The organism is Campylobacter iguaniorum (genome assembly GCF_000736415.1).
Lineage (GTDB): Bacteria > Campylobacterota > Campylobacteria > Campylobacterales > Campylobacteraceae > Campylobacter > Campylobacter iguaniorum.
The window spans coordinates 722,780-745,806 of the sequence record NZ_CP009043.1 but is presented as its reverse complement, the minus strand read 5'-3'; the positions used below and the strand labels follow the sequence as shown (position 1 = coordinate 745,806).

Sequence of the window (23,027 nt, the reverse complement as noted above, 5' to 3'; positions counted from 1 at the left end):
TTATAAGTTTATATTAATATTTTTAGTTATATAGTTAAGTATTAAAAAATTATTTAGAATTGATAGTTATAATTCTCAAATAATAAATTTTATTAAAAAGGAAATAATATGGCTAAATTACAAAATACAGCTAGCGGTAACCCAATAGCTGACAACCAAAACAGCGTTACAGCTGGCGTTAGAGGTCCAGTTTTATTACAAGATTATCAATTACTTGAAAAACTTGCATTTCAAAACAGAGAAAGAATCCCTGAAAGAACAGTTCACGCAAACGGAAGTGGCGCTTATGGCGAACTTGAGATAACTGAAGATATAAGCAAATATACAAAAGCTTCGCTTTTCCAAAAAGGTGAAAAAACAAAACTATTCCTTAGATTTTCAACTGTTGCAGGCGAAGCTGGCGCAGCAGATGCTGAGAGAGATGTACGTGGATTTGCTATCAAATTTTACACAAAAGAAGGTAACTGGGATCTTGTAGGAAACAACACTCCAACATTTTTCATTAGAGACGGTATCAAATTCCCAGATTTTATCCACACTCAAAAAAGAGATCCAAGAACTCATTTAAGATGCAATAACGCAGCTTGGGATTTTTGGACGCTAAACCCTGAAACACTTCACCAAGTAACTATACTTATGAGTGACCGCGGTATTCCAGCTAGCTACCGTCATATGCACGGATTTGGTAGTCACACATATAGCCTTATAAATGCTAACGGCGAGAGATTTTGGGTTAAATTCCACTTTAAAACAAAACAAGGTATCAAAAACCTAACAAACGAAGAAGCAGCAAAAGTCATAGCAAAAGATAGAGAAAGCAATCAAAGAGATCTATACAACTCTATAGATAAAGGCGACTTCCCAAAATGGGATTTCAAAATCCAAATCATGACTGAAGAGCAAGCTAATAACTGCAAATTTAACCCATTTGATTTGACAAAAACTTGGCCACACGCTGATTATCCACTTATCCCAGTTGGCGTAATGACACTAAACAAAAATCCAGAAAACTACTTCAACGAAGTAGAGCAAGCTGCATTTAGTCCAAGCAACATCGTCCCAGGCATAAGCTGGAGTCCAGATAGAATGCTACAAGCTAGAATCTTTAGCTACCCAGATGCTCAAAGATACAGAATCGGCGTTCATTATCAACAACTTAAAGTAAATCAACCAATAGTAGAAGTAAATAACTACTATGTTGGTGGATTTATGAACAACGGAAGCTACAAACAAGAACCAAAAGCTTACTATGAGCCAAACAGCAATGGTGGTCCAGTAGGCGATAGCAAATATCTTGAGCCAGATCTTGCTATAGGCGACGTAGCTGCTAGATGGGATCACAGAGTTGATGAGGATTATTACAGCAACCCAAGAGCCCTATACGTGATACTTCCAGAAGATGAGAAGAAAAGAATGTATAAAAACATAGCTGAGAGTATGGAAGGTGTTTGTGAAAAAATCATCGAAAGAGCTTTAGGTCATTTTGAAAAAATCGATCCAAGCTACGCTGCTGGCGTAAAAGCCGCTATAGCAGAGTGTAAAGCAAAATGTAGCTGCGGCTGCTAAGCTTTAAGTCGCCCCCTCCCACTTGGGGCGGCTTTTTAAATTTGAAAGATTTTACTCAAAGTTTTTCAAATTTAAAAAAGGAAAAATAATGACAAATATAACTCAAGAAGAAGAAAAACGCTACGAAGAGCTTTGCGGATATGCTTTTAATTTTGCTAGAAGCAATCAAACAAACGATCTTGAAATGATGATAAATGCTGGACTAAGTCCAAATTTACAAAACCACAAAGGCGATAGTTTGCTTATGCTTGCAGCCTACAATGGCTCTTATGAAACCACTAAAATGCTTATAAGCAAAGGCGCTAGAGTCGATGATAGAAATGACCGTGGTCAAACGCCACTTGCTGGAGTTTGCTTCAAAGGCAATCTTGAAATGGTAAAACTTCTCGTAGAAAGTGGAGCCGATATCGATGCAAACAACGGCATGGGGCTAACTCCATATAGCTTTGCTGTGATGTTTGGCAAGACTGAGATAGCTCAGTATCTACTAATCAAAAGCAAAAAAAGAAGCATACTAAAAATCATAAGCGCAAAAATCCTAAGACTTTTTGCCAAAAAACCTAAAAACAATCCTCAAACTGCATTCTAAATTTAAAAGCCATTTATTTGGCTTTTAAACCCTTGATAAGGAATAAAATTTGCTTGTAAATTTGCATTCTAATAAAGGAAGTAAAATGCTAGTAAATAATGACACTAGTTCGCTTAATCTTAGCACTAGTAGCGCAAAAAAGAAAGAAGAGGAAGAAGCGTTCGAGAAGTTTTTAGAGACTTTTGGACTAAATACCCAAACCACACAAAATAACTCCACCATAGCAAGTAGCTCAAATGATGAAAGTTTGCTAAATTTAGATGTTGATAAATTTAGAGAGAAACTAAGAGAGCTTGGCGCTTCAGCATTTTATATGTCTTTCAATCTTGAAAAAATCGAGCAAAAAATCGAAGAAAAGAGAAAAGAGCTTGAAAAAAATGCCAACCTTGATAGTCTAAGTGGAGAAGAAAAAACAAAAGCCATAGCCACTATAGACAAAATGCTAGAAGACTATAAAAAAGAGCTTCTCAAACAGCTCAACGAACAAAGCCAAATGCAAAAACAAGCTAGTGGAGAGCAAAACAAAAACTCATTAAGCTCAATTTTAGCAGCATTGTAAGATTAAATTTTAAAGAGTTTTGGGGCAAATTCGCCCCAAAATCAAACTAGCAAGAGTAGCAGGTCTTGAACTCAAATGGAGTTGGTCTTTGCTCATAAGGCCAAACTTGAGTTTCAAATTTCATATGTTGATAAGTGTCAATAAATAGATCAGTCATGACGCCATTTAAGTATTTGTTATCACGAATAACTGCTTCTAAGCTACCTCTTAGAGTATGAGGAAGCTGCTCGATACCACGCTCTCTAATCTCATCAAGTGTTAGCTCAAACAAGTCTTCATCCATCGGACCAACTGGCTCGATTTTGTTTTTGATACCATCAAGTCCAGCCATAAGCATCGCAGTAAATGCCAAATACGGGCAAGCAGTGCTGTCTGGGAATCTAAACTCAGCCCTAACGCTCTTTTCACCAGAACCATAAGGAATACGACAACTCGCGCTTCTGTTTTGGCATGAGTAAGTAAGAATGCTTGGTGCCTCAAAGCCTGGAATTAGTCTTTTGTAACTATTTGTACTTGGGTTTGTAAACGCAGCCACACTTCTAGCATGTTTTAGCACGCCACCGATATACCAGCGAGCTATATCACTTAGATTTGCGTATTCGCCAGCTTTGTAAAACAAGTTTTTGCCATCTTTCCAGATACTTTGGTGTACGTGCATACCGCTACCATTGTCGCCATAAAGTGGTTTTGGCATAAATGTAGCAGTTTTGCCATTTAGGTGAGCTACCATTTTTACTACGTATTTGTAAATTTGCACGTTGTCAGCGGCTTCGACTAATGTGCCAAATTTCACACCGATTTCGCCTTGACCTTGCGCGACTTCGTGATGCACCACGAAACACTCCAAGCCAACTTGCTCAAGCACATTTACCATCTCAGCTCTAAGATCAACCATACTATCTACTGGTTGAACTGGAAAATATCCGCCTTTTGCTCTTGGTCTGTGACCTGAGTTGAATCCATCGCTAAAATCTTTAGCATCGTTCCATTCGCCCTCTTCAGTGTCTACTTCATACATAGCACAGTTTTGTTTATCGATGATTTTGACATTATCAAATACAAAAAACTCATTTTCAGGTCCGAAATATGCCACGTCGCCTATTCCGCTCTCTCTAAGGAATTTTGATGCTTTTTTAGCTATGCTTCTTGGACATTTTTCGTATAATTCACCCTTGTATATGTCATAAACATCACATATAACAATGATTGTTGTATCAGCAGTAAATGGATCTAAAAACGCTGTTGCGACATCTGGTTTTAGCATCATATCTGATTTGTGAATCGGCTGCCAAGCTTCTATTGAGCTACCATCAAATGGAAGTCCCTCAAAAGAATCTTCACTAATAGCTTTTATATTGTATGAAACATGGTGCCAAGTTCCCTTTAAATCAGTAAAGCGAAAATCTACGAATTTGACTTCGTTTGCTTCGCAATATTCGAAAAACTCTTTAACATTATTTACGAATTTACCCATTGTTTTCTCCTGTAAATTTAGATTTTGAGAATTATACCATAAATTTACATATTTAAGCTTAGTTTTATATTAAAATTATAGTCTTTTTTAAATTTCTATCATTTCTCTGTCACGATTTTTGAAAATTGCAGCTTTTTTATAGCCAAATTCTATAGCTTTTTGCACTGTTTTTTCCATATTTTGACCGACTTGTTCTACGCTGTGAGCATCGCTTGAAAATGTTATTGGGATTTCAAGCTCAGCCATAAGCCCCAAAATCTCATCTCCAGGATAAAGCTCTCCAACTGGCTTTCTAAATCCAGCGCTATTTAGCTCGATGACTAAATTTGCCCTTTTTATAGCTTGCAAGGCTGGAGTTGCGAGGATTTTCATATCTTTTTTTGGCTTGAAATTAAACACTTTTATAAGATCAATATGCCCCACAATGTCAAATTTACCACACTTTGCAAGAGCTGTTATCGCCTCAAAATATTCACTCCAAATTTGATCTATATCTTTATTTTTGTATCCGCCTATGAACTCAGGATTGTCAAATCCCCAACCATTTAAAAAATGCACCGAGCCTATCAAATGGTCGCATTTAGCACCCAAAACTCGCTCATCCATAAATCCTGGCAAAAAATCCACCTCATAGCCAAACAAAACTTCCATTTTGCCGCTAAACTGGGAGCGAACTTCATCTATCATCGATTTATAAAGGCTCATCTCTTCAAATTTCATTCTGTATTTTTCATCAAATTTCATAGGATTATGATCACTAAATCCATAAAATTTACACCCCATTTCATAAGCTTTCCCAGCATACTGAAGCGGTGAGCCCTCAGCGTGATTACAAAGTGTTGTGTGATTGTGCAAGTCTATTTTCACTGTTTTTCCTTATTTTCTAATCTATTTTTTGCAAGCTGGGTTATTTCTTCTTCCATGTTATAATAGCTAAAAGTAGCGCCGTGTTGAAGTGTGCCATCTAGCACGTCTCCAGCTTGACGGTTTTTGAGATCAAGCTTTGCGACCACAAAACCGTCTAATGTAGAAGCAAACTCTTTTAGTCTTGACGGTGGATTTTTGAGCTTTGTGTATATGTAGCACCAGCCCTCGCCACCGTTTCTGCCTACTCTTCCTCGCAGCTGATGAAGCGTGGCAAGTCCAAGCATTTCAGCTCCTACGATGACTATCGTGCTAAGGCGTGGAAGCGAAATCCCCACTTCGACAACAGTTGTCGTAAGAAGTAGATTTCCATTATCTCTAAACTCCCTCAAAATCTCCTCTTTTTGCCTATCTTTTCCATGCGTCACATATACTTTTTCAAATCTTTCTTGCCAAAATGGCGTGGCTTCGTTGATACTTTGATAGTGCATAACGCCGCTTTCTTCGACCAAAGGATAGACTATGATAACTTGATGATTTTTACTAATCTCACTTTTTATATGTTCTAAAAGCTGAATAAATCCGTCATTTTGTAAAATTTGAGTGTGGATATGCTTGACGTAAGGGATTTGTTTTAAAAAACTAAAGCTAACTAGCTGGGATTCAATAAGGCTTAGAGTGCGAGGAATTGGCGTGGCACTAAACTGCAAAAAGTTTGCCTTTAACCCGCCATCACGAGTTAGCTCATCTATTTTTTGGCGTTGATTTGAGCCAAATCTATGCTGCTCATCGACCATTACAAGCGGGCTTTTTGGAAGCTCTTGATAGAGTAAAACGTGGGTGCCGATTATCAAATTTACACTACTAAAATCAAGATTTTTTGAGCCTTTTTTGACAAGCATTACATTGTAAAACTCTGGCATTAGCCTTTTTGCTTCGTTATAAATTTGCTCTGCTAAAATGCTAGTAGGTGCCATTAAAATCGCAGTTTTAGGATATATCATAAGAGCTGAGCCAAGTATGATTAGAGTTTTGCCGCTGCCTACATCGCCCATCACTACTCTTTTTGCTGCTTTTGGCGACAAAAGGTCGTTTTTGATATCATTTAGGGCGTTTATTTGGTCGTTTGTAGGTGTAAAAGGAAGTGAGCTAAGCCAGTTTTTTATATCATAAATTTGGGTTTGCGAGCTTGGGAAATCCACTTTTTTGGAGCTAAGTTTTTTCATATAATTATAAATTTCAACAAATTTAAGTACATTAAGCAAATTAGGATAGCCTTGCAAATTTGCAATTATTTGCACGCTTTTTGAGCTGTTTTCATGAACGCTCAAAAGCTCCTTTGCTTCGTTCTCATTTAGCCCCTCATCAAGTAAGTTTTGTAAATTTAGATATTTTTTGATAAATTTTGCTAGTTTTGCATCTTGTAGCTCGGTTTTATAGCGTGGGATTATCTCTCCGATTTTTGTGACAACTTGAGGATTTACAAACTGCCAAGAGCCATAGCTAAAGCTGGATTTTGCATGAATATATATGGTTTTGCCACTTTTAAAAGTAGCGTAATGCCATGGTTTTGCATTGAAAATAATAAGTCTGATTTCGCAGTTCCAAGTGATACAAAAAGCATGAACGCTAAGCATTGAGCCATTTCTACGGCTAAATTTAGTCTCGATTAGGACGCTATTTTCGCCCTCGTTTGGCTCATCTTTTATGCTTAGATCATCATAGCTTTTAGGCAAGACAAGAGCCAAATCAAGAAGCGAGATTATTCCAGCTTCTCTTAACTCTTTTGCATCTTTTGGCTCAAATTTCATTATAAATTACTGCAAAAGACTGCTTTAAAATCTCTGTGTGTGCCTTGATAAATTTATTTAAATCATCAAGTTTTAGCTCTTTTATCTTTTTTAAATTTGCGTCAAACTCACCAAGCTCAAAGCCTGAATAATACTCATTTTGAGCTATGGCTAGGCGTTTAAATAGCGTCTCTTTAGAAAGTGGCTCACTACCAAGCAAAAAGTTTTTGGCTGCATCTAACTCTTTTTGAGTTACGCCGTCTTTGATAAATTTATCAAACTCGCTTATGATAAGCTCTATTGCTTCATCTTTGCTTTCGTTTTTTGTTTGCATATAGCCTTCAAAGCTACTGTGCGACAAGCTTATATTATTTTTAGCATAAACACTGTAAGCAAGCCCTCTTTTGACGCGAATTTCTTCCATAAGTCTGCTACCAAACCCGCTGCTTCCAAGGATAAAGGCAGATACATTTGCAAGGTATCTTTCATCTTTTTTTACATTAAATGGAGCGCCAAAATATATATAAGCTTGTTCGGTTTGCTCTTTTATAAACTCTTTTTTGCAAATATCGCTGGTTTTTACTGGCTCTAGCTCTCTTGGTTTGCCAACTTCTAAAGAGTCTAAAATAGCACTAAATTTAACCTCGCTAGGCTCCACATCTCCACCTAAAACTATAAATAAATTTGATATATCAAGATTTTCTTTTAGAAATTTTTTAACATCGCTTAGGCTTATATTTTCTAAGCTTTGTTTTGTTCCTATTGATGCGTAAGCTAAATTTGAACCATCAAAAAGGATTTTATTTAAGGCTATTTTTGCTTGATAATCAAAGTCTGTTTTGTTTGCTGCTATTATGCCAAGAGCTTGGGTTTTTAGCTTGTCTAAGGTGGATTTGGTTAAATTTGGATCTTTTAGCAGATCTTTTAGCATATTTTGCGCAAAATCAAAATGCTCTTTTAAGCAGTTTATCTCAATGCTAAAAGTCTCAAATCCACACTCTGCGTTTATATCTATGGCTCTAATTTCTAGCTTGGAGCTAAACTCATTCACCCCAAGCTTTTTGGTTCCTTCGTTTAGAAGCGCCGTGCTAAGCTTTGCTAAGCCAGCCACGCTCTCTTGACCCACGCCAGCTACTTTGAAAACAAGTTTCAAATAAACTATAGGCAAATTTGAGCTTTTTTCATAGATCACTGGTACATTTATGCCTTTTATAAGGGCGTCTAATCTCTCCAACTCATCTCCTATCAAATAGCTGCGTCAAGATAGTAATCTATCTGATCTTTTTTAAGTATTCTTATAAAGTTTGTGCTGCCTTTAGCGCCTGTTGGGTATCCAGCAGTCATGATATAAGTGCAAGCATCATTTATGCGTCCAGATTTATAAAGCCCTTGTATTGTATTTGCAAGAAGAATGTTGAGCCTGCTTTTTTGAGTGACAAGGCAAGGTTTCACACCCCAAACTATAGTAAGACTTCTAGCAGTCTCTTCATCGTGAGTAACTGCTAAAATATCCATATTTGGTCTATTTCTAGCCATTTTTACAGCGCTTTGTCCTGAGCTAGTGATAGAAATAATAGCGCAAGCCCCTATTCTAGTAGCCAGCCTTGAAGTAGAACTTGCCACCATATCGGTCTCATCTTCAAATTTAAACTCATCAAATTTACCATAAGGGTATATTTTTTCACTTTCAGCAATCGTCGCACTCATGGCTTTTACCACTGCTACTGGATTGATACCTACAGCACTTTCTTCGCTTAGCATAACAGCGTCAGTTCCGTCTAAAACAGCGTTTGCCACGTCACTTATCTCAGCTCTTGTAGCACTTTCGTTTTTCGCCATTGAAAGCATCATTTGAGTAGCGGTTATTACTGGTTTGTTTGCTTCGTTTGCTTTTTTGATAATGCTTTTTTGCATTGTTGGGACTTTATAATATGGTACTTCTATGCCAAGATCTCCACGTGCTACCATAATACCATCGCTTGCAAGTATTATCTCATCTATGTTTTCAACGGCGTCAAATTTTTCTATTTTAGCAAATACTCTTGCGTGTCCGCCAAACTCGCCTATAAGTTCTTTGGCTCTTAAAATATCTTTTGCATTTTGTACGAAGCTTACAGCCACAAAATCCACGCCGTTTTTAGCGCCCCATTCTAGGTCATTTTTATCTTTTTGAGTAATTACATCGATATTTAGCTTTGTATTTGGGAAATTTACGCCTTTGTTTGAGTTCAAAACTCCGTCATTTTCGATATTCGTTACAATCTCATCATTGCTTACGCTAACTACTTTTGCTCTTATCATGCCATCATAAAGATAAATATACTCTCCAGCTTTTATAAGAGAGGTGATTTCAGGGTGATTTATGCTAAGTTTGTACTCATTTGTGGATACTTTGGCGCCTATTATATCGCCTTTTACTACTGTTAGCTTATCTCCAGCTTTTAGCTCAAAAGGCTCTTCAAGCTTACCAACTCTAATCTTTGGACCGCAAATATCTTGCAAAACTCCAAGTCTAAAGCCGATTTTTTCTTCTACTTGCCTTACTTTGTCTAGTGTTGATTTATGATATTCATGGCTTCCGTGTGAGAAATTTAGTCTAAATACATTTACACCTTCTCTTGCCAAAGCTTCTATGGTTTCTACGCTATCGCTTGCTGGACCTACTGTCGCTACTATTTTTGTTCTTTTATTTATCATAAATTCTCCTTATTTTTTCTGGAATTATAGCTTATTTCAATAACAATTTGGTTACTAAAATATCTTTTGAAGAATATAAATATTTTTATCAGCCAAAGAATCACTAAAAAGTTTTATGCTGAGTTTTTTTATCTGTTTTAAATTTGTATTTTTGTTTTTAAAATCGTGGTAATGTTGAGTGATTTGAAACTCATTTTTCTTATACAAGTCGCCAATTTTTTCAAAATACATAAATTTGGTTTTTAGTTCATCATTTTCAAAGAGTGAATCCACAACCAAATCATTTTCATTATCTTGTATGTACAAACTCCCACTAGCTACGCTATCAAAGCCAAATTCGGTATTTAGATCAAAAATCAAATAACCATTTGGATTTAATCTCTCATAAGCCCCAGTAAAAAAGTCTGCAAGCTCATTTGGATTTAAGTAGTTTAAAACATCGCTAACTGCGGTTATGAGATCAAATTTATCTTTTATCTCGTTTAAATTTAATGTAGTGGATTTTATGCCTTTTGACGCACAGATCTCGCACATTTTAGGGCTTTTATCTAGCCCTAAAATATCAAAATTTAAAGATAGCAAGGAGGTAAATTTACCATTTCCACAGCCAAAATCAAGAGCCTTTAGATCTGCTTGACTGCCCTTAAAAAGTCTGTTTATCTCTTTTAGATAAACTCTATAAAGTTCATCATAAGCTTCATAAAATCCAAATAAAGGCTCAATTCTAGCGTAAAAATCCAAACTATCTTCGTAAGTATTCAAGATTATTCTTTGCCTACCAACTCTTCGTTAAATTTCTCTTCGTTAAATGTTTTACCCAAATATGAGCAAATTTCTTTAACATCTCTTAGTGCATTTCCAAGACAGCTTGTAGCACCAGGACTTGGAGTCATATTAAATATAACGCCTTTGCCAGTATTTATGCTAGCCTCACCAAGCATTAGCTTTTTCTCTGTTTTGTTTAGGACTTGTGGGCGGACACCACCAAAGCCTTTAGCATAATATATATCACTAACTTGCAAGCCAGGAACTATCTTTCTTGCATCTTTTACAAATAATTTTTTATTTAGGTAAGGTACTTCAAACATAAAGTTTCTAAATACGTAATTTCTAATCTCGCTATCTTTTAGTAAATCCCAAAAAATACTAACTATATCGCCGTCGAAATTCAATGTTTTACAAAAATCCATAAAGCTTCTATAGGTTCCGTGGTATCTCTCTAGCTTTGGCATAGCAAGCGCAGTCGGGCCAAAACGAGTACAGCCACCAGCTAAAATATCTGGATCGCCATGCAACGCAGCAAATGGAAGTTTTGGATTTTGAACCATATAAACTTTACCATTTAGGAGTTTTTGTTTAGTCAGATAGAAGCTTCCAGCCATTGGCAAACAACCATAATCAAGACCATATCCCATTCTATGAGCTAAAAATAGTGAGTGAGCACCAGCATCAACTACAACAAAATCAGCACTAATAGAAAGCCCATTTTTTGTACTTATAAAAAATTTATCTCCGATTTGGTTTATATCTATAACTTCGCTATTTAGATATACGTCGCACTCTTTTCCTTCTTTTCTAGCATTATCAACAAAAGTGCTTGTAAAAGCTCCAAAATCAACAGTAGTATATACGCCGCTTTTAACACCCATACCAACTACATCTTCGCTTCTTTTATTGCCATTTTCATCATATATGATTTTTGGCTCTATTTTGGCTAATTCTTCTTTATCATAAAACTCTATATAAGGGTATAAAACCTTAAATTCCTCGTAACGTTTTTTGATATATTCAACCTCAACATCCCCAACGCCGATTGCCATTTTTTGACCATCAAACATATATTTATCTTGATAGCCGTGTTGCAAGCCGTATTTTACAACCATATCTGCGGTTTTTTTGACTTTAGAAGCTTTTTCGAATGTATAGTTTGTCTCTATATCACCACAATGCACTGTTTGAGAGTTTGCGGTTCCTTTTGAGTTTAAAGTAGCAAGACCACCGTATTTTTCAAGTAAGACCATGCTATCTATGTCTGTATATCTGGCTAGTTCATAAAGCAATGCTGCTCCACTTATACCACCACCGATCACGGCTACTTGATAATGCTTTTCTTTCATATTTATTACTCCTAAATTTGTAATTTTGTTAGTATATATCAATTTTATTTAAATTAGTTTAAAAAAACATAATTAAAACTTTTTAATAAAAATTCTCTATAAGCTCCTTAAATACAAGATATAGATCTTCCACCTCTTTTATACAAACTCTTTCATTTATCGCATGAATTCTATCATTTATGACGCCAAACTCCACAACTGGCACTCCAAACTGAGCAAAATACCTCGCATCGCTAGTCCCGCCACTTGTGCTAAGCTCTGGGCTTACACCAGAAATTTTTTCTATGCTTTGCCTCATAAGAGAGACTATTTTTGAGTTTTCATCTGTCAAAAATGGCTTTGAGCCTTGCTTTAAGCTTAACTCATAATCAAACCCATGAAAAACATACTCAGTGTATCTTTTTACATCTTCGTAATCACTTAAATCTGAGTTTCTAACATTAAACATAATTTTTACATTTGCAGGGGTTACGTTTGTGACTTCCATGCCGCCACGAATGTCAGTTATGACTATCTTGCTTTCTTTAAAATACTTGCTTCCACTATCAAGATTGTATCCAGCAAAGTCGCTAAATACGCTAGCTAACTGATGAGCTGGATTTACACATTTTTCTGGATATGCTGCGTGTCCTTGTCTGCCTTTGATATTGATAACTCCATTTATCGAGCCTCTACGACCCACTTTTATCGCATCACCAAATTTAGCCGTGCAAGTAGGCTCAGCAACCACAGCAAAATCAGGCAATGAGCCTTTTTGCTCCAAAAATTTAAGTGCTTCAAGAGTGCCATATATCCCATCGCCCTCTTCATCGCTTGTCAAAATTATGCTAAGAGTTCCTTTAAAATCGCTAGCATCTTTACAAGCACATAAAAATGCTGCAACTCCGCTTTTCATATCTTGAGAGCCACGGGCATAGATATATCCATCTTTTTGAATAGGCTCAAACGGATCACTCTCCCAGCCAACGCCTGCTGGAACAACGTCAATGTGTCCAGCAAAACAAAGATGAGCTCCATCGCCAAATTTTTTTGTAAGTATTAGGTTTTTAACCCCATTAATCTCCAAAAATTCAGCCTCAAAGCCATCCATAAACATATCTATATAGTTCATCGCTCCATCATCATCTGGAGTTATGCTTTTAAATTTCAAAAGCTCGGTTAAAATATCTACAACTTCCAAATTTAAGCCTTTATGAATGTGTTAAAAAGTAACATAATGGCAAAAATAGCCATTAATACAGCAGAGATATAAGCAAACCATTTAGCCACATTTTGTGAAATGAAGCGTTTTGATTTAGCCACGCCAAAAGGAAGCCCAAGTATCCAAATAGCAATAGCAAGGGTAAGCCCAGCAAGACTAAGCCACACGCTACTTGTCTTAGCTGTGAAGCTTGAGACTGAAAGCCAAAATCCTATCACATAAGGATTTACTAAATTTAAAAGCATACCTTTTACGAAGCAACCAACAAACGAATTTTGGCTCAAATTTGAACTCTGAGTTATCATATTATCAGCACTTTTGTAAGTCAAATAAGCTATATAAAGCAAAAATATCGAACCAAAAATCGCTAAAATATTAAACAAAATAGGAATATTCAAAACAGATAAAACGCCAAAACTCATAAGAAGCAGATAAAAAACATCAGTGCTCATAGCTCCAAGCCCAATCGCAGCTCCAAGCTTATATGACCTAAGCGCATACGACATTATCAGCACATTTACAGGGCCTATTGGCACAGCAGCACCCCACCCAAAAAACAGTCCTTGAATAAATGATTCCATAAATACTCCAAATTTAATCTAAAAATTTATCTTTTGGCTCACTAAGATAGAAGCCTTGAAACTCATCTACGCCGATCTGGACGCATTTATCAAATACCTCTTTTGAATGCACGTATTCTGCTATTGTTTTGATATTTAACTCTTTAGCAAAAGCGACTATAGCTCTTACTATTGCGTAAGATTTTTCATCTGTATCTATATTTTTTACGATTGAGCCATCTATTTTTAGATAATCAGGCTGGATTTTAAGCAGATAAGAGAAGTTGCTATATCCACTACCAAAATCATCTATGGCTATTTTGACACCCATTTTGCGAACCTTATCTAAAAACAGATCCACTCTTTGAGAATCAAGCATTTTTTCATCTTCTAAAATCTCAAATATGATTTGGTTGCCGATTTGCAATTTATGCAATTTGTCTATGACAAAAGCACTCACATCGCCATCAGTCATATCTCTGATATTTAAATTTATAGAAACCGTTACATTTGGATTGTTTTTAACATTCATCATACTTTTTTCTATAAGTATTTTTTCTATTTTGGTGTATCTTTTTATATGCTTTGAATCTTTTAAAAATATACCTGGAAGTATGATTCCATGCTTATCGCTGATGATTCTGACTAGCGATTCATATTTTATGACGTTTTTATCTTTGTCAAATATAGCTTGATAATACGGCACGACTTTGTTATCCAAAATCGCATTTTGTATCATTGTAGCGTGCTCGACCCTTGTTTTATACTTGTGAATATCGCTTATATTTTCAAAGTAGCATAAAAAGTCTTTATTCACCAAAGAAGCTTCATTTAGAGCGATTATTGCTTTATTTAAAGTATCTTCTTTTTCTATACAAAATCCAATAGTGCAGCTTATCTCAGCATCGACTTTTTTATCATCGCTAGACATAGCTACGTTAAAACCTTTAAATTTAGCCACAATTTCTCTAGCAATAATCTCATAATCATCAAAAAACAGATCACTATCTTGCAAAAGTGCAAATTTATTTTCTGAAATTTTATATGTAGCCATATCGTTTTGCTTGCCAAATTCTTGTATGGCTTTTGCAAAAACTATCAAAATATCGTTGTAGCACTTTTTGCCATAATAGCTTAAAATGTTGATATAATCATCAATTCTAATAACAAAAATCTTTGGGTTGCTGATATTTTTTATATCTTTTTCAAGAGAAAATCTATTTGGTAAATTTGTCAGTGTATCATGGTATAAAAAGTTATTCAGACCATTATTTGCTATCTTTAAATCCTCTTGCATTTTTTCTATTTTGTTAATAAATTTTTTATGATAAACAAGTATAAATGAAATTATCAAAATAGATAAAACTATACTAGAAACAACAGGAAGAATATATCCATTTTGAGCTCCATAATCAAACGCAAACCAAAATGCCAAAATAACTAAATTTATAGCAAAAAATAGAAATATTATATTTTTAAATCCAATCTTATAATCCATAACCTACCTTTAAATTTAATAAAATATCAAAGCTTAACGACTTTTGAGCCAAAACCACCTTCGCTAGGGGTTCCGTCGCTAAAGCTTTTCACGCTTGGGTGTGATTTCAAAAACTCTTTTACAGCGTAAGCTAGCTTTCCAGTGCCGATGCCATGCTTTACTAAAACCTCATCAAAGCCCATTACAAGACTATCTGAGATAAATTTATCAAGCCTTGTTATAGCCTCTTCTGCTCTAAGTCCATGAAGATCTAAAACAACACTAGCTTGGGCTGGTTTTGAAACCTTTATATTTACCTTTTTTTCTTGAATTACAGGCTGATTTCCACTTCTTTTAAGAAGCTTTATAGGAACCCTTAGCCTCATTCCGTCACTTAGCAAGGTCGCTTCATTTTTGTTTAAGCTGATTATTTCGCCTTTTATTTTCTCATATTTTACCTTATCACCTACTTTAAAGTCTGGGATTTGGGACATTAATTCAGGTTTTGGTATGGCATTTAGGATTTCATTTGCCCTATTTACGCTTCTTTGCTTGTCCTTTGTATCATGGAGTTTTATGCCTCTTTTTGCTTCACTGATTGCTTTGTAATACTCAACTTCTAGCTTATTTAACGTCGCTCTTAGCTCCAAATCAGCCTTTTCTTTTTGATCTTTTAGACTTTCAAGAAGTGAGTTTAGCTTCTCTTCTTTAGCATTTGTTTCATTTAGCTTTAGCTTTAGCTCCATTTCTAAATTTATCGCCTTGCTTATGGCTTCATTTAGATTTTCTTTATCTTCGCCATACGCTTCTTTGGCTAATGCTACTAAATTTGGAGTTATTCCATATCTAGCAGCTGTTTCAAATGCGTAAGATTTGCCGATAATTCCAGCCAAAAACTCATATTTCGGACGTGAGTTTGCCTCATCATACAATGCAGCCACCAGCTCTACATCGCTATTTTTAGCTAGCAACATCGCTAGGCGTTTGTGGTGAGTAGTAATAACCATTTTTATATCGTTATTTAAAAGCTTATTTATGATGACACTATACAAGCTTGCTGCTTCTTCAAAATCAGTTCCAAGCTCTATTTCATCAACTCCGATTAAGATAGATTTTTTGCCAAAAAGCTTTGAGAAATGAAGCATTCTACCAGCAAATGTAGATATATCGTTTTTGACATTTTGGGGATCTTCTATGATGGTATCAAATTCTTTAAACGTACCTATTTTGCTTTTGCTTGAGTTTATACTCATTGGAAGAAGGTATTTTGCTAGAAGTGCGGCACTTAAAATACTTTTTAAAAGCATACTTTTACCGCCAGCATTTACGCCAGTTATGAGTAAAACTTTAGCGCGAAACTCTACGCTTACTCTTTTTGGATTTTTGAGTGCTGGGTGGGCGAACTCATTTAGGATAATATCTTTGTTGCTATCAGCTAGGACGAAATTTAAATCCCCAAATTTAGCCATTAAAACCCTTGCTATAAGGGCATCTACGTGATCAAATGCTTGATTTATAAACTTCAAAAACATCAAATTTTTAGTGAAAATTTGACTTATTTTTTTAGAATATTCATAGATTATCTCTTCTTTTTTATCTAGCAAGTCTGTTTGTTCGCTTTTTAGCTTCAAAATAGAGCTAGGAACTACGTAAAAATACCCGCCACTACTTCTTGCTATGACGCTACCTTTTAATACGTGATTAAACCCTCCACGCACCAAAATAGCTTCGTTGTCATTTATAAAGTGGATTTGCGTATCGACTAGATATGGAGTTATGCTTTTTGAGTAAATAAGGCGTTTTAGCTCACTAGCGATCTCATCTTTTTTGTGTTTATAAGCGTCATTTATCGCTACAAGTCTCTCATCTACGCTTTGCTTAAACTCGCCGTCTTTGTCAAAATAATTCACTATTTCTTGAATTTGATCAGGTAGGATTATTTTTTCAAGGTAATTTTGCATAACTTGATCAAATTTAAGCGATTTAAGATATACAAAATAGCTTATAATTTTACTAAATTCATAAATCTCACTTATATGCAAAACAGCTTGTTTAGATAGTCTTGCTAGTGCGTCGTCTAAATTTGCCACGCTAGTTGGAGCTTTGATATCTAGTTTTGAGATTTCGGTTATCTTTTCATGATTGACTTTGCTATCACCACTTAAAAAAAGCGGCTTCTCTCTAGCTAAAAATGAGTTAAATTTATCCAAATATTCATTAAGGTCTAGTTTTCTAAATAATTCTTTCAAAATGTGCTTTCAAAATTTTTGTCAATTTTATCATAACAATTCTTATAAAAGATTTTATCTATTGCAAGCTTTATATATCACTACAATAATATACTATATAACTAAATATTGACAGATTACTATTTTATCGTTATAATTACCGAACTAAAAGAAATAACATATCTTTTAAATATATTTTATAAAGGACACAAAATGGCAAATTGCGCTATCAATTCTTGTACAAGACTTGACCCTATTGACAAGGCTGGTCTTGAAGCCCTCATCAAAGCTGGAAAGCAAAATCCAGATGTCATAAAAACGCTTAAATGTCGCACTGTCGCTGAAGGTAAGTTTCGTCACGCAAACTACATAAGAACCCTGCCTGCATACATAGTAGATGAGCCGCCTACTTTGCTTGGAGAAGACACCGCACCAAATCCTAGCGAAGCAGTTTTAGCAGCCCTTGGAAGTTGTATAGCTGTAGGCATCCACGCAAACGCAATCGCACAAAATATAGTCATCACAAAGCTTGAAGTAGAGCTTGAGGGCGACCTAAATATAACTGCGGTTTGGGGCACAGGAGATCTTGGCGAAAAACCACTTGGATTTACTGATGTTAGAGTAAAAGTTGATTTACAAAGCAACGCCCAAAAGAGCACAAACGACGCACTTGTCGCTCACGCACTTAAGTATTCGCCTGTGGCAAATACTCTGCTTAGAAATGTAAATTTAGAAGTTAAATAATAAAGTTAAAGGATTAAAAATGGCACTACAAAAATTAGCAAATCTTGCACCACGTATCGACACAGAGGGAATTTATGCCAAAGAGATCATAAATGAACTAGGAGCTAGTGAGTATTTTAGCGTTTTAGAAAGCAGAGAAGACCTACTAAAAGCTATATCAAACATATCTAAAGTAGCTCAAATTTGTGGAACAACTGGATTTTGCATGTGGTGCCAATTTGCACTTATCTGGTATCTGCTAAATAGCAACAACGAAAACCTCAAAAACGAGCTTTTGCCTAAATTAAAAAAAGCTGAAATCTTAGGTGGAACTGCTCTATCTAATCCTATGAAAGCATTTGCTGGTATAGAAAAAAACCAGCTAAAAGCTACAAAAGTAAGTGGCGGATATATCCTTAATGGCACTCTTGCTTGGGTGTCAAATATCGAGCAAGGAAGCGTGTTTGGGGCTATAGCTTTAGACGCAGATGAGCCAATAATGGGAATTATAAGGTGTGATGAGAGAGTCAAACTAAGCTGCCACATAAAATACAGCACGCTTGAGGGCTCAGCGACCAAATCAGTAACGCTAAAAGAGTATTTTTTGCCCGATAGCGATATCTTAACAAACGATATTTATAGTTATTTAATCAAAATCACTCCTGGATTTATCTTGCTTCAAGCTGGCATTGCAGCTGGTATAATAAATGCTAGCCTAGAAGTGATCGAAAGCTCAAACAAAACCCACTCTCACATAAATGTGTATCTGCCTTTTAGCTATGAGAGTTTAAAGCTTGAGCTTGACGAACTGCTAAAAAGAGTGAAAAATGCGGCTTTTAATATAAATTTAATAAGCCCGCTTGAGATTTTGCAGCTCAGGCTTGACGCGTCATTTTTAACACAAAAAGCAACAAACGCAGCGGTTTTGTTTAGCGGGACAAAGGGGTATTTTAAAAACGCCAAAATAGCTAGAGTCCAAAGAGAGGGAAATTTCGTCTTAATAGTAACTCCAAGTATAAAGCATCTCTTAAAAGAGATAGAAGAGGTAAAAAACGGCAATGGATGCATACAAAAATGGAAGTACAAGGTTGCTTCATGACAAGAAGATATGCACTTGGATTTTTGGCTAGTTTTTTGGCATTTCATACCTCAAAAACTCTAGCTAGCAAACTCAAAATCCCCATAAAAGTAGGATTTTTGCCTATTACAGATCATCTTATTATCATAGCAAAAGAGCTTTATGATAGCCCAAACTATGAGATAATCCCAGTTAAATTTGCTAGCTGGGCTGATCTTAGTGAAGCTTTGAGAAGCAAAGCAATCGATGGAGCGTTTTTACTAGCGCCTCTTGGACTTATGCTAAGAGCAAACGGGGTTAAGATAAAAGCCGTCCTTGCCGCTCACAAAAACGGCTCGGCACTTGTTGCAAGAAACGATATATTAAATTTACAAGACATAAAAGGCAAAAATATAGGAATCCCATCTCGTTTTAGCACGCATTATTTTTTATTAGACAAACTTTTGGGAAGTCTAAATTTAAGAGGAAAGGTAAATATCATAGATATGGCGCCCACTGAAATGCCCTTTGCCTTGCTTAGTGGAAGGCTTGATGCCTACATAGTCGCAGAGCCTTTTGGTCAGCTCGCAGTATCTAAAAAAAGAGCTAGGAATTTGATTTTTAGCAAAGATATAGAAAAATCCCATATATGCTGTATTTTAAATTTTGGCGAAAATGTGCTAAGCTTAAACGGCTTTGATGAGGTGTTACAAAGCTTCAAAAAAGCTGCGTATTTTATATCTAAAAATCACGAAAAAGCAAGTCTTTTGGGTGAAAATTTGCTAGGGCAAAATCAAAAAATTATAAATGATATACTCGCTCAAGACATAGCTTCTTATGATGATTTGAGTATCAAAAAAGATGATTTAGAAGTCCTTAAAGAGTTTTTGATAAAAAATAATCTAGCAAATGATGCACTTTTTAATCTAAGCATAGATGATTATCTGGCGGTATAAAATGAAATACTTTTATCAATTTCTAACCATTTTTGCCCTACTAGGTCTTTGGCAGCTTGGAAGCGATGAGCTTATACCAACGCCAAAAGAAAGCTTCATAGCTCTTGGCGAGTTGTTACAAAAAGGCATACTTCAAATAGGCATTATAGACTCACTTTACCGCTATTTTTGGGGATTAGCTGCTGGGCTTAGCGGTGGGATTTTCATAGGATTTATTTTTGGATTATTTCCCAAAATAAGCAGTGCTTTTGATCCTATTATAAATTTACTACGCCCAGTTTCGCCCATAGCTTGGGTGCCATTAGTGCTTATCGTCTTTGGCATAGGAGACAAGCCTACTATATTTATTATATCTTACGCTGTGTTTTTTCCTGTGCTTTTACTAGCTTCAAAAGCAGTCCAAGATGTCCCAAAAGAGCTAATAATAGTATCAAAAAACTTCGGTGCTTCAAAATGGCAAGTGCTTAGCGGAGTGATATTTCCATCTAGTTTTCTTATGCTTATTTCAGGGCTTAAACTAGCCGCGTCTTTAGCTTGGATAAATTTAGTCGTGGGCGAAATGCTAGGAGCTCAAACAGGGCTTGGATACCTCATCATAGATGCTAGAAACCAGCTTAGGCTCGACATAGTTTTAGCCGTAATCTGCGTCATAGGTGCGGTGGGCTGGGCGATAAATCAGCTATTTTGCTTGATCGAAAAACAAATTTCAAGGAAGTTTGGATATGATAAAAATCTCTAATTTAAAAAAATCGTTTGGCAACGCACAAATTCTAAAAGATATAAATTTAAATATCGATAAAAACGAGTTTTGCGTGTTGCTTGGAGCTAGTGGCTCTGGGAAGACTACTTTGCTTAAGATTTTAAGTGGCCACAGCTCTTTTGATAGTGGCGAAGTTGGTATTGATGGCGTTAAATTTAAAGGACAAATCGCGTCTCATAAATCACGCCAAATCATAACCCAAAACTACTCTTTAATGCCGTGGATGAACGCAATTAATAATATCAAATTTGCTCTAAAATGCTCAGGCATAAAGGACAAAAATGAGCTTGAAAAAACAGCTCAAAAGTTCTTAAATTTAGTACATTTGGGTGGCAAAGAGAGTTTTTATCCACACTCATTAAGTGGCGGCCAACAACAACGAATCGCCATAGCAAGGGCTTTAAGCCTAAATCCAAAAGTCCTATTTTTAGACGAGCCATTTTCTGCGCTCGATCCAATAACTAGAGCAAATTTGCAAACCGAACTTAAAAATATAGCTACAAACTCAACTGTGATATTTGTCACTCATGATATAGATGAAGCACTGTTTTTAGGGGACAAAATCGTCGTTTTGCATAGTGGAGCTATAATAAAAGAGATAAAAAATCCAAGATTTCAACCAAACCATGCAAAGTATTTTGAGATCAAAGCTGAAATCTTTAGACTTATAAACGGCGAAGACAACCAAATAGAATATCAAATATAAATAGTGTAAATTTAGCTCAAATTTGCACTATTTTTCTATACATTTTTCCACAGGGATTATGACTGAATTTAGACTTTCAAAGCCACTTTTAGCCACGAAACTACCAGTTCCAAACTCATAATTAAAATGCTTTTTATCCACTTCAAACTCCCCGCATTTCACGGTTTTGCCTTGAGTAAATTCTTCAACTATTTTATTTATGTTTTCTTCTTTGTTTTGCACGCTTTCATTGTAGAAAAATGCCACCAAAAACAGAGCAATCCCGCAGATCAAAATCAAAATTCTAGACTTTAAATTTAGCCTTTGACTACCAGCGGCAAATAAAATTAGTATAAAAAGAATAAGCACCAAAAATAGAACTATTCTCACACTTCACCCCTTAACATATATGTGATATCTCCAGCGCCAAAGCCGATAACAAGCCCACTTGCGACTTTGTGTTTTACGCCAAAGCTATCAGTGAATTCAATCGTTTCACCAACCCTATCTATGCGGTCTGCGAAAACAGCATTTTTGAACTCATCTTTCAAGCTTATCTCATTTGGCTCTTCTCCAGCAGCAAAAACAGGCAAAACTATAAGCTCATCTACTTCTTTGAAGCACTCTTTAAACCCTTGTAAATTTGCCTTAAGTCTTGTGTAGCGATGTGGCTGAAATATCGCAGTTATCTTCTCTAGCCCAAGCAGTTTTGCGTATTCTTTGGCGCTTTTTAAGGTAGCACAAATCTCAGTTGGATGATGGCCGTAATCATCAATGAGAGCGAAATTTTCATTTGCTACAAGTATATCAAAACGCTTTTTTATCCCTTTAAAGTTTTTTAGATTTTCTCTTATGCTCTCAAGCCCTACTTCACAGTTCGCCGCCAAAATCGCAAGACTAGCATCGATTGCGATATGCTCTCCCATGCCCCAAGCTTCAAATTTACCAAGATTTTTTAGGTTAAAACTTGTATAAGGCTCATAGTTTCTAAGCACCATTTTAAGCTCGGTTATATCACTTTTATATAGCTTGATGCAGTCCATTTTAATAGAGCCTAAAAACTCATCATCAGCATTTATCACTCTTATTTTAGCTCGTTCCAAAAAGCCTTTATAGGCTGCGTGAAATTTATCAAGATCAAAATCATAATGCTCCATGTGTTCTGGCTCAGCGTTTGTCACGACTGCTAGATATGGATTTGAGTTTAAAAAGCTACTATCGCTCTCATCGGCTTCAAATATTATGTTATCACTTTGTTCGTATTTCATATTTGAGCCAAATTGCTTGTTTATCGCCCCTATTATCACGCTTCCACTAAGCAAACTTGATAGCATAGCCGAAGTCGTGCTTTTGCCATGAGCTCCAGCTACTGCAAAAACTCTTTTTCCCTCTAAAATAAATGGCAACGCTTCTTTCCTAGAAAGACACTTTATGCCCTTTCTTCTAGCCTCTACTAGCTCGACATTATCTTCTTTGATTGCTGCACTGTAAACCACAAAATCAGGATCTTCTATCGCGCTGCTGCAGTGTGGAACTGTGATTTTAATCCCATCTTGACTTAATTTTTTGGTTGTATTACTATCTTTTATATCTGAACCACTTATGATAAAATTTTTTTCTTTTAAAAATCTAGCTATAGCCGAAATTCCAATACCGCCAATACCGATAAAATGAACTTTTTGCATGAAAAACCTTAAGTATTTATTTTCATTATACTATCAAAT

At 35.8% G+C, this 23,027-nt stretch carries 21 protein-coding genes; 8 read left to right on the top strand and 13 right to left on the bottom strand.

Features of this window, described 5'->3' with window-relative positions; all coding sequences use genetic code 11:
* Window positions 1-108 precede the first annotated feature (108 nt).
* The 3 genes from CIG1485E_RS03660 (at window position 109) to CIG1485E_RS03650 (ending at window position 2,714) form a co-directional block, all read left to right on the top strand.
* Window positions 109-1,566, top strand: a complete 1,458-nt coding sequence (locus tag CIG1485E_RS03660) for a catalase (protein ID WP_038453795.1) — start codon at window positions 109-111, stop codon at window positions 1,564-1,566.
* Window positions 1,567-1,654: 88 nt separating this feature from the next.
* Window positions 1,655-2,155 carry an ankyrin repeat domain-containing protein gene (locus CIG1485E_RS03655; protein ID WP_038453793.1) on the top strand — a complete coding sequence of 167 codons (501 nt, stop codon included), beginning with the start codon at window positions 1,655-1,657 and terminating at the stop codon, window positions 2,153-2,155.
* An 85-nt stretch (window positions 2,156-2,240) separates the two neighbouring features.
* On the top strand, window positions 2,241-2,714 hold the full coding sequence (locus tag CIG1485E_RS03650; protein WP_038453791.1) for a hypothetical protein: 474 nt from the start codon (window positions 2,241-2,243) through the stop codon (window positions 2,712-2,714).
* Window positions 2,715-2,760: 46 nt separating this feature from the next.
* Here CIG1485E_RS03650 and glnA read toward each other — a convergent pair whose 3' ends face one another.
* The 11 genes from glnA to CIG1485E_RS03595 all read right to left on the bottom strand — a co-directional run bounded on the left by glnA (window position 2,761) and on the right by CIG1485E_RS03595 (window position 17,146).
* Complete coding sequence (gene glnA / locus CIG1485E_RS03645) at window positions 2,761-4,188, bottom strand: type I glutamate--ammonia ligase (RefSeq protein ID WP_038453789.1); 1,428 nt, start codon at window positions 4,186-4,188, stop codon at window positions 2,761-2,763.
* 87 nt (window positions 4,189-4,275) lie between these two features.
* Complete coding sequence (locus tag CIG1485E_RS03640; RefSeq protein WP_038453787.1) at window positions 4,276-5,055, bottom strand: histidinol-phosphatase; 780 nt, start codon at window positions 5,053-5,055, stop codon at window positions 4,276-4,278.
* Window positions 5,052-6,863: an ATP-dependent DNA helicase RecG gene (gene recG, locus CIG1485E_RS03635; protein ID WP_038453784.1), complete on the bottom strand. Its 1,812-nt coding sequence runs from the start codon at window positions 6,861-6,863 to the stop codon at window positions 5,052-5,054. Before recG ends, CIG1485E_RS03640 begins: the two co-directional genes overlap by 4 nt.
* On the bottom strand, window positions 6,853-8,076 hold the full coding sequence (locus CIG1485E_RS03630) for a M16 family metallopeptidase (protein WP_038453782.1): 1,224 nt from the start codon (window positions 8,074-8,076) through the stop codon (window positions 6,853-6,855). The genes recG and CIG1485E_RS03630 overlap by 11 nt, the downstream gene beginning before the upstream one ends.
* 11 nt (window positions 8,077-8,087) lie before the next feature.
* Window positions 8,088-9,536, bottom strand: coding sequence for a pyruvate kinase (pyk, locus tag CIG1485E_RS03625; RefSeq protein WP_038455557.1), 1,449 nt, complete (start codon window positions 9,534-9,536; stop codon window positions 8,088-8,090).
* A 57-nt stretch (window positions 9,537-9,593) separates the two neighbouring features.
* The gene (locus CIG1485E_RS03620) at window positions 9,594-10,301 is read right to left on the bottom strand and encodes a class I SAM-dependent DNA methyltransferase (protein WP_197408336.1); all 708 of its coding nucleotides are present in this window, start codon (window positions 10,299-10,301) and stop codon (window positions 9,594-9,596) included.
* Window positions 10,302-10,303: 2 nt separating this feature from the next.
* A complete protein-coding gene (locus CIG1485E_RS03615; protein WP_038453778.1) occupies window positions 10,304-11,656 on the bottom strand; it encodes an FAD-dependent oxidoreductase in 1,353 nt (450 codons plus the stop codon).
* 82 nt (window positions 11,657-11,738) lie between these two features.
* Window positions 11,739-12,836 (bottom strand): succinyl-diaminopimelate desuccinylase, encoded by a 1,098-nt coding sequence (gene dapE, locus CIG1485E_RS03610; protein ID WP_038453777.1) that lies wholly within the window; start codon window positions 12,834-12,836, stop codon window positions 11,739-11,741.
* Window positions 12,837-12,838: 2 nt separating this feature from the next.
* Window positions 12,839-13,438 carry a LysE family translocator gene (locus CIG1485E_RS03605; protein WP_038453775.1) on the bottom strand — a complete coding sequence of 200 codons (600 nt, stop codon included), beginning with the start codon at window positions 13,436-13,438 and terminating at the stop codon, window positions 12,839-12,841.
* 13 nt (window positions 13,439-13,451) lie between these two features.
* Complete coding sequence (locus CIG1485E_RS03600; RefSeq protein ID WP_051870910.1) at window positions 13,452-14,915, bottom strand: EAL domain-containing protein; 1,464 nt, start codon at window positions 14,913-14,915, stop codon at window positions 13,452-13,454.
* A 26-nt stretch (window positions 14,916-14,941) separates the two neighbouring features.
* A complete protein-coding gene (locus CIG1485E_RS03595; protein ID WP_407637583.1) occupies window positions 14,942-17,146 on the bottom strand; it encodes an endonuclease MutS2 in 2,205 nt (734 codons plus the stop codon).
* A 189-nt stretch (window positions 17,147-17,335) separates the two neighbouring features.
* Between CIG1485E_RS03595 and CIG1485E_RS03590 the strand changes: the two genes are divergently transcribed.
* The 5 genes from CIG1485E_RS03590 to CIG1485E_RS03570 are packed head-to-tail and all read left to right on the top strand — an operon-like array spanning window position 17,336 to window position 21,324.
* Window positions 17,336-17,866 (top strand): OsmC family protein, encoded by a 531-nt coding sequence (locus CIG1485E_RS03590; protein ID WP_038453771.1) that lies wholly within the window; start codon window positions 17,336-17,338, stop codon window positions 17,864-17,866.
* A gap of 19 nt (window positions 17,867-17,885) precedes the next feature.
* The gene (locus CIG1485E_RS03585) at window positions 17,886-18,944 is read left to right on the top strand and encodes an acyl-CoA dehydrogenase family protein (RefSeq protein ID WP_038453769.1); all 1,059 of its coding nucleotides are present in this window, start codon (window positions 17,886-17,888) and stop codon (window positions 18,942-18,944) included.
* On the top strand, window positions 18,941-19,858 hold the full coding sequence (locus CIG1485E_RS03580; RefSeq protein ID WP_038453767.1) for an ABC transporter substrate-binding protein: 918 nt from the start codon (window positions 18,941-18,943) through the stop codon (window positions 19,856-19,858). Before CIG1485E_RS03585 ends, CIG1485E_RS03580 begins: the two co-directional genes overlap by 4 nt.
* 1 nt (window position 19,859) lies before the next feature.
* Window positions 19,860-20,597: an ABC transporter permease gene (locus CIG1485E_RS03575; RefSeq protein ID WP_038453765.1), complete on the top strand. Its 738-nt coding sequence runs from the start codon at window positions 19,860-19,862 to the stop codon at window positions 20,595-20,597.
* Entirely contained in the window at window positions 20,581-21,324 is a 744-nt protein-coding gene (locus CIG1485E_RS03570) for an ABC transporter ATP-binding protein (protein ID WP_038453763.1), read from the top strand. Before CIG1485E_RS03575 ends, CIG1485E_RS03570 begins: the two co-directional genes overlap by 17 nt.
* A gap of 27 nt (window positions 21,325-21,351) precedes the next feature.
* On the opposite strand, the gene CIG1485E_RS03565 is transcribed toward CIG1485E_RS03570, so the two are convergent.
* Window positions 21,352-21,693 carry a hypothetical protein gene (locus CIG1485E_RS03565; RefSeq protein WP_038453762.1) on the bottom strand — a complete coding sequence of 114 codons (342 nt, stop codon included), beginning with the start codon at window positions 21,691-21,693 and terminating at the stop codon, window positions 21,352-21,354.
* Complete coding sequence (gene murC / locus CIG1485E_RS03560; RefSeq protein ID WP_038453760.1) at window positions 21,690-22,988, bottom strand: UDP-N-acetylmuramate--L-alanine ligase; 1,299 nt, start codon at window positions 22,986-22,988, stop codon at window positions 21,690-21,692. Before murC ends, CIG1485E_RS03565 begins: the two co-directional genes overlap by 4 nt.
* Window positions 22,989-23,027: the final 39 nt, after the last annotated feature.

Bases quoted from the DNA above. Each gene is read 5' to 3' on its own strand.
- CIG1485E_RS03660 (WP_038453795.1), top strand. From the start codon at position 109: ATGGCTAAATTACAAAATACAGCTAGCGGTAACCCAATAGCTGACAAC.
- CIG1485E_RS03655 (WP_038453793.1), top strand. From the start codon at position 1,655: ATGACAAATATAACTCAAGAAGAAGAAAAACGCTACGAAGAGCTTTGC.
- CIG1485E_RS03650 (WP_038453791.1), top strand. From the start codon at position 2,241: ATGCTAGTAAATAATGACACTAGTTCGCTTAATCTTAGCACTAGTAGC.
- glnA (WP_038453789.1), bottom strand. From the start codon at position 4,188: ATGGGTAAATTCGTAAATAATGTTAAAGAGTTTTTCGAATATTGCGAA.
- recG (WP_038453784.1), bottom strand. From the start codon at position 6,863: ATGAAATTTGAGCCAAAAGATGCAAAAGAGTTAAGAGAAGCTGGAATA.
- CIG1485E_RS03615 (WP_038453778.1), bottom strand. From the start codon at position 11,656: ATGAAAGAAAAGCATTATCAAGTAGCCGTGATCGGTGGTGGTATAAGT.
- CIG1485E_RS03605 (WP_038453775.1), bottom strand. From the start codon at position 13,438: ATGGAATCATTTATTCAAGGACTGTTTTTTGGGTGGGGTGCTGCTGTG.
- CIG1485E_RS03600 (WP_051870910.1), bottom strand. From the start codon at position 14,915: ATGGATTATAAGATTGGATTTAAAAATATAATATTTCTATTTTTTGCT.
- CIG1485E_RS03590 (WP_038453771.1), top strand. From the start codon at position 17,336: ATGGCAAATTGCGCTATCAATTCTTGTACAAGACTTGACCCTATTGAC.
- CIG1485E_RS03585 (WP_038453769.1), top strand. From the start codon at position 17,886: ATGGCACTACAAAAATTAGCAAATCTTGCACCACGTATCGACACAGAG.
- CIG1485E_RS03580 (WP_038453767.1), top strand. From the start codon at position 18,941: ATGACAAGAAGATATGCACTTGGATTTTTGGCTAGTTTTTTGGCATTT.
- CIG1485E_RS03575 (WP_038453765.1), top strand. From the start codon at position 19,860: ATGAAATACTTTTATCAATTTCTAACCATTTTTGCCCTACTAGGTCTT.
- CIG1485E_RS03570 (WP_038453763.1), top strand. From the start codon at position 20,581: ATGATAAAAATCTCTAATTTAAAAAAATCGTTTGGCAACGCACAAATT.
- murC (WP_038453760.1), bottom strand. From the start codon at position 22,988: ATGCAAAAAGTTCATTTTATCGGTATTGGCGGTATTGGAATTTCGGCT.